The sequence below is a fragment of the Aeromicrobium sp. 50.2.37 genome (assembly GCF_024655735.1).
Lineage (GTDB): Bacteria > Actinomycetota > Actinomycetes > Propionibacteriales > Nocardioidaceae > Aeromicrobium.
Window position 1 is genome coordinate 1 of the sequence record NZ_JANLGG010000012.1, and the last position, 4,663, is coordinate 4,663.

Genomic DNA, 4,663 nt, shown 5'->3' on the forward strand with positions numbered 1-4,663 from the left:
GGCTGCTGGCTGCCACCGGCCCCGGCCGGGAGCACGACGGTGGGCTCGGCGCCGGGGTGGCCGGCCGCGGGCGCGGCGGGCGCCTCGTAGCGGTGCGCGTACTCCGGGGGGACCGGGGTGCCGGTGCGGTCGGGGGCCGAGGCCTGCTCGACGGGGGTCTGCACCGTCGGCTCGTGGTCGGCCGGGTGGCCACCGGGCTGCGGCTCACCGGTCGCCTGCTCGGGCGTGATCTGAGCGTCGGCGGGCTGCTGGGGCAGGTGCTGCTCGGGGGCAGTGCCCGGGGTGCCCTCCGCGCCCGAGGAGGGCGCATCGCCGGCCCCGCGCTGCGTCGGGGGGGAGTAGGGGCGATCGGCGAAGGGATCGTTCTGGTCGGTCATGGAACAACATTCTCCCCGATCACTGAGAGCGCGCTGAGCGGCGCGTGTGAGCGACGGAAGAAGATCGCGGTTCCTGTGGCCCGACGCCGCAGGTCAGAGCGGCGTGTCGTCGTCGCGCTCGGCCGCCGACGGCAGCGAGAACGTGACGACCGTGCCGCCGCTCTCGGGCGACTCCGCGTGCACGGCACCGCCGTGGCGCACCGCCGCCTGCTGCACGATCGACAGACCCAGCCCCGACCCCGGCATGGTGCGCGCCTCGGTGGAGCGGAAGAACCGGTCGAAGACGTGCGGCAGGTCCTCCGCGGCGATGCCCGGACCCTCGTCACGGACGGTCAGCACGCCCTCGTGCAGGGCGACGGTGACCCTGCCGCCGTCCGGGCTCCACTTGACCGCGTTGTCGAGGAGGTTCGTCACGGCGCGCTCGAGCACGTGGGCCTCCCCGATCACGTCCCACTGCTCGAGACGGACGTCGAAGGTCAGCCCGGTCGAGCGGGGCCGCACCCGCTCCAGCGCCTGCTCCACCACGTCGACGAGGTCGAGCGGCTCGGGTGCCCGGTGCAGGGGCTCGTCGCGCGCCAGCTCGACCAGGTCGCCGACCAGGTTGGTCAGCTCGCCCAGCTGGGCCCGCACGTCGTCCATGATCTCGCGACGCTGCTCCAGGCTCAGCGTGCGATCCTGCCGCTCGGTCGCCTGGCCCAGCAGCTCGATGTTGGTGCGCAGGCTGGTGAGCGGGGTGCGCAGCTCGTGGCCCGCGTCGGCGACGAGCTGGCGCTGGCGCTGCTGCGAGGCGTCGAGCGCCATGAGCATCTGGTTGAACGACGACGTGAGCCGGGCCAGCTCGTCGTGCTCGGACCCGGTGACCTCGATCGGCTTCAGCTCCGCGGTGCGGGCCACGCGCTCGGTGGCGGCGGTGAGCCGGCGGACGGGCCGCAGCCCGTTGGTGGCCACCACCCAGCCAGCCACGCCGGCCACGAGGATGCCGACGGCACTCGTGAGCAGCAGGATCAGCTGCAGCCGGTCGAGCGAGCGCTGCGTCGACTCCATCGACTGCGCCAGCACCAGGGCCTGCCCGGGACCGGCCTGGACGGCCACGATGCGGTACGGCACGCCACCGATGCGCGCCGTGCGCTGCGACGTCGTCTCCTCGCCCAGCGACACGGCGATCTCGCGCTGGTCGTACGGCACGTTCGAGCGGGTCTGCGCCGTGAAGATCTTGCCGCCCTCGACCGAGATGAACCGGATCCCGAACACCGAGAGCAGGTCGACGTCGGCCGCCGACATCGACGACGGGGAGTAGCCGGCCGACACGGCCGCGTCGGCCCGCTTCACCAACGAGGCGTCGAGCGAGCCCTCCAGCTCGGCCCGCACCGTGATGTAGACCGTGGCGCTCGCGACGGCCAGCACCGCCGCGACCGCGCCCGTGGTCAGCAGGGCGACGCGCAGGGCCAGCGAGGCCCGCGCGGTGTACGGGTGGATCCGCCGCCTGGCCGCGTCGACCACGCCGGTCGTCCGCGAGGCTCCCTCGGCGGGCGAGGTGTCACCGCTCGCCGCGTCGACCCCCGACGGGCGGACGCTCGTCGTGGCGGGACGGGAGGCGTCGGGGGACGAGGCCGTCATCAGGGCGGCGTCTCGCGGAGCACGTAGCCCACGCCGCGCACCGTGTGGAGGAGCCGTGCCTCGCCCTCGGCCTCGAGCTTGCGACGCACGTAGCCGACGTAGACCTCGAGCGAGTTGGCGGTGGTGGGGAAGTCGAAGCCCCACACCTCCTCGAGGATGTACGACCGCTCCAGCACGCGCTTCGGGCGCTGCATGAACAGCTCGAGCAGGGCGAACTCGGTGCGGGTCAGGGAGATGGCGCGTTCGCCGCGGGTCACGTCGCGGGTGACCGGGTCGAGGGTCAGGTCGGCGAACTCCAGCGGCTGCTCGTCGGCCTCGAGCTCGGCCTGGCGGGCCGAGCGGCGCAGCAGGGCGCGCACGCGGGCCAGCAGCTCGTCGAGGGCGAACGGCTTGGTCAGGTAGTCGTCGGCGCCGGCGTCGAGACCGTCGACGCGGTCGCTCACGGCGTCGCGCGCGGTGAGCACGAGGATCGGCACGTCGTTGCCCGCGCTGCGCAGTGCACGGGTGGCCTCGAGCCCGTCGAGCCGCGGCATCATGACGTCCATGACGATGATGTCGGGGTCGGTGCGGGGCACCACGGCGAGCGCCTCGGCGCCGTCGGAGGCCAGCTCGACGGTGTAGCCGTTGAACTCCAGCGAGCGCCGCAGCGAGTCACGGACGGCGCGGTCGTCGTCGACCACCAGGATGCGCATGGGTCCAGTGTGCCCAACCCTGGTGAGAATCGGCTGAGTTCGCCGTCGAGTCCTGCGGTGGGTCCTGGCCGGTCAGTCGCCGGGCGGGTGGAGCGCAGCCTGCGCGGCGGCGGTGGCGCGGGCGCCGTAGGTGCCGCCGAACAGCACGGCGTGCACCAGCAGCGGGTGCAGCTGGTGCAGCGGGACGCGGGCCTGCCACCCGTCGGCGAGCGGAGCCTGCTCCTCGTAGGACTCGAGCACCCGCTGCAGGTGCGGCAGCCCGAACAGCGCCAGCATGGCCAGGTCGGTCTCGCGGTGCCCGCCGTGCGCGGCCGGGTCGATGACCCAGGCCTGTCCGTCGGTGCCCCACACGACGTTGCCCGACCAGAGGTCGCCGTGGATGCGGGCGGGCGGCTCGGCCGGCCCGGCGATCTCACGGATGCGGCCCATCGTGCGCTCGATCGTGCCGGCCTGCTCCTTCGTGAGCGCCTTGCGCTGCACCGCGGCACGCACGTAGGGCATGACCCGGCGCGACGCGTAGAACTCCGGCCACGTCTCGAGCGGGCGGTTGGGCAGCGGGGCGAGCCCGATGAAGCCATCGACGTCGGCGCCGAACGTGGGGGACCCGGCGGCGTGGGTGCGGGCCAGGGCCCGGCCGAACCGCTCGGCGGCCTCGACGGTCGGCTTGCCGGGCTCGACCCAGGCCAGCACCACGCACTCGTCGTCGGCACCGAGCAGCTCGGGCACCTTCGCCCCGTCGGACACCTCGGCCAGCCAGCGCAGTCCGGCGGCCTCGCGTGCGAAGAACCCGGCCGGGGCCTGGGGGCGGGTCTTGATGACCGCGGTGCGGCCGTCGCTGAGCCGGAGCCGGGTGGTCGTGCAGATGTCGCCACCCGCCACGGGGGTCGTGGCGACCACCCCGTGCCCGATGAGCGCCTCTGCGCGCGCTGCCGTCCCCGTCATCCGTGCCATGGCCGCGAGGTTACCCGGTGAGGTCGGCACGGAGCCGCGGTACGGCGGCCACGACGGCGTCGCTGGTCCGCTCCACCATGGCGAGCACCTGCTGGAAGCCCTCGGCCCCGCCGTACCAGGGGTCCTCGACCTCGTCGTCGCCCGGCGCGGCCTCCGGGTCGAACGAGCGGAACATCCGCACGCGCTCGGCGTCGGCCACGGTGGGGGCGAGCTCGGTCATGTCGGCGTGGTTGCGCGCGTCCATCGCGAGCATGAGGTCGGCCTCGGCGTACGTGTCGGTGGTGAACGTGCGGGCGCGGTGCCGGGACGGGTCGTACCCGGCAGCGGTCAGTGCGGTGGCGGCGCGCTCGTCCATCGGCTCGCCCTCGTGCCACCCGCCGGTGCCGGACGACGTGACCACGACGTCGTCGGCCAGGCCGGCGTCAGCGAGCCGCTGCTCGAGCACCACGTGCGCCATGGGGGAGCGGCAGATGTTGCCCAGGCAGGTGACCTCGATGCGCAGGGGTCGCTCGCTCATGCGCTCAGTCCCCCGCGAAGGCGCCGAGCACGGCGTTGACGACCGAGATCACGATGGAGGCCAGCACCGCCCACCAGAAGCCGTCGATGAAGAACGGGGCGTCGAGGGAGTCGGCGATGCGTGACGTCAGCAGCAGCAGGCCGGCGTTGATGACGACGAGCGCCAGACCCAGCGAGAGGATGATGAACGGCAGCGACAGCACCTTGATGATCGGCGCGATGAACGTGTTCACCACGGCGAAGATGGCCGCGACGATCGCGAGCGTGACGAGCCGGTCCGACGTCGTGTCGCTCGCCGTGCCGATGCTCATGTGCGTGCCGAGCAGCCACGCGGCCGTGGCCAGCGCCGCCGCGCCGAGCACCCAGGAGGTGAGGAGTCGAGAGAGCATGCGTCGATCATGGCAGTCGCCCCGCCCCCCGCGCGATTCGCCGCGGAACGTGTTCCGCCCCTCCCGTCCCGGGGGGGGGGGGGGGGGGGGGGGGGGGGGGGGGGGGGGGCGGGGGGGGGCG

6 protein-coding genes are annotated in these 4,663 nt (G+C 73.9%); all 6 read right to left on the reverse strand.

What is annotated here, in order from left to right; translation table 11 throughout:
• A partial coding sequence (locus NUV38_RS07955) for a hypothetical protein (protein ID WP_257728612.1) occupies positions 1-377 on the reverse strand: 377 nt, incomplete at its 3' end.
• Positions 378-470: 93 nt separating this feature from the next.
• Positions 471-1,994 carry a cell wall metabolism sensor histidine kinase WalK gene (locus NUV38_RS07960; RefSeq protein WP_257728613.1) on the reverse strand — a complete coding sequence of 508 codons (1,524 nt, stop codon included), beginning with the start codon at positions 1,992-1,994 and terminating at the stop codon, positions 471-473.
• Positions 1,994-2,686: a response regulator transcription factor gene (locus tag NUV38_RS07965; protein ID WP_055962632.1), complete on the reverse strand. Its 693-nt coding sequence runs from the start codon at positions 2,684-2,686 to the stop codon at positions 1,994-1,996. The genes NUV38_RS07960 and NUV38_RS07965 overlap by 1 nt, the downstream gene beginning before the upstream one ends.
• Positions 2,687-2,758: 72 nt before the next feature.
• On the reverse strand, positions 2,759-3,637 hold the full coding sequence (locus NUV38_RS07970; RefSeq protein ID WP_257728614.1) for a fructosamine kinase family protein: 879 nt from the start codon (positions 3,635-3,637) through the stop codon (positions 2,759-2,761).
• 10 nt (positions 3,638-3,647) lie between these two features.
• Positions 3,648-4,154, reverse strand: a complete 507-nt coding sequence (locus NUV38_RS07975) for a low molecular weight protein-tyrosine-phosphatase (RefSeq protein ID WP_257728615.1) — start codon at positions 4,152-4,154, stop codon at positions 3,648-3,650.
• A gap of 4 nt (positions 4,155-4,158) precedes the next feature.
• Positions 4,159-4,542, reverse strand: a complete 384-nt coding sequence (locus tag NUV38_RS07980; protein ID WP_257728616.1) for a phage holin family protein — start codon at positions 4,540-4,542, stop codon at positions 4,159-4,161.
• Positions 4,543-4,663: the final 121 nt, after the last annotated feature.

Excerpts from the sequence above, each read along its gene's own strand:
- NUV38_RS07975 (WP_257728615.1), bottom strand. The coding sequence starts at position 4,154 with ATGAGCGAGCGACCCCTGCGCATCGAGGTCACCTGCCTGGGCAACATC.
- NUV38_RS07965 (WP_055962632.1), bottom strand. The coding sequence starts at position 2,686 with ATGCGCATCCTGGTGGTCGACGACGACCGCGCCGTCCGTGACTCGCTG.
- NUV38_RS07960 (WP_257728613.1), bottom strand. The coding sequence starts at position 1,994 with ATGACGGCCTCGTCCCCCGACGCCTCCCGTCCCGCCACGACGAGCGTC.
- NUV38_RS07980 (WP_257728616.1), bottom strand. The coding sequence starts at position 4,542 with ATGCTCTCTCGACTCCTCACCTCCTGGGTGCTCGGCGCGGCGGCGCTG.
- NUV38_RS07970 (WP_257728614.1), bottom strand. The coding sequence starts at position 3,637 with ATGGCACGGATGACGGGGACGGCAGCGCGCGCAGAGGCGCTCATCGGG.